The 944-nt window shown below is 65.6% G+C and carries 2 protein-coding genes; one reads left to right on the top strand and one right to left on the bottom strand.

The genetic code is table 11. The features are described from left to right. Nucleotides 1-257 (bottom strand): TetR family transcriptional regulator (locus AC5RWU_RS24375; RefSeq protein WP_493986744.1); only part of this gene is annotated, 257 nt, incomplete at its 3' end. Between the two features lie 191 nt (nt 258-448). On the opposite strand from AC5RWU_RS24375, the gene AC5RWU_RS24370 reads away from it, so the two are divergent. After that, a complete protein-coding gene (locus AC5RWU_RS24370) occupies nt 449-715 on the top strand; it encodes a hypothetical protein (protein WP_493986743.1) in 267 nt (88 codons plus the stop codon). The last annotated feature ends 229 nt before the right edge of the window (nt 716-944 follow it).

The following is a 944-nucleotide window of genomic DNA, read 5'->3' as shown; positions in this document are numbered from 1 at the left end:
CTGAGGACAAGTTCCGCGACGCCGTCCAGCAGCGCGGCCCGGTTGTCCGCGTAACGGTAGAGCGCCATCGGGTCACGGCCCAGTTCCTGTCCAAGCCGGCGCATGGTCAGCGCGTCCAGACCCTCCGCGTCGATGAGACGAAGCGCGGTGGCCAGAACGAGGTCCCGGTTCAGGCGGGGCCGCCGGGCCGGTGTGCGGGGAACGGGAACACCGTCCGGAGGCGGGCCGGGAGCCGTGCCGTCGGGATGCTTGGACATGGGGTTGGTCGTCTCTTGGGTCGGGGATCTGCACAGCCTGGACAGTCAGGAAGGCAGGCCCGCCGGGAAGGTAAGCATGCTTGCCATCATCGATGTCTAAGGGTAAATTCTACAGTGTAGCGCGATGGGCTGGGCAGCGCGTTTCCCCGGATGCATGGCCGGTACGGCCCCCCCAAACTTCAGGAGTCATCATGGCAGCACCCCGCAACGAGCACACCCCACACCACCGGCTGGCCGAGACCAAGGCCGCGGTGAAGACCACCGAACTCATCGTTTACCTCGCCGCGGTCCTGGGCACGATCATCACCGCGATAGTGGTGGGGGAGAACGGCGATGAGAATGGCGGTGATCCGTTCGATGCCAACCAGGCGATGCAGTACATCACGTGGTTGACCATCGGTTACATGATCGCCCGCGGTCTGGCTAAGGCCGGAAGCCGGCACGGGTCCGACGAATAACAAGGCTTCCTCCCCCCATGGACCGGGTGATCCGGGCACCGGACGCAGGAACCTGACGAACGGCGGCGCACCTCAAACGGTGCCCCGCCGCCGTTTAATCTAACCTCCGGCAGGGACGCCGGCATCACGGTTTCAGGGTCCCGGCCCGTACTTTCGTATTGCCGGTGCCGGCACACACCGCGCAACAGCGACGGGCAGACCCGCCGCACCGTTTGAAGAATTGCCCACC

This window comes from Arthrobacter sp. B0427-1-12 (genome assembly GCF_059092905.1).
This window is presented reverse-complemented; position numbering and strand designations above follow the sequence as displayed.

Excerpts from the sequence above, each read along its gene's own strand:
- AC5RWU_RS24370 (WP_493986743.1), top strand. The coding sequence starts at position 449 with ATGGCAGCACCCCGCAACGAGCACACCCCACACCACCGGCTGGCCGAG.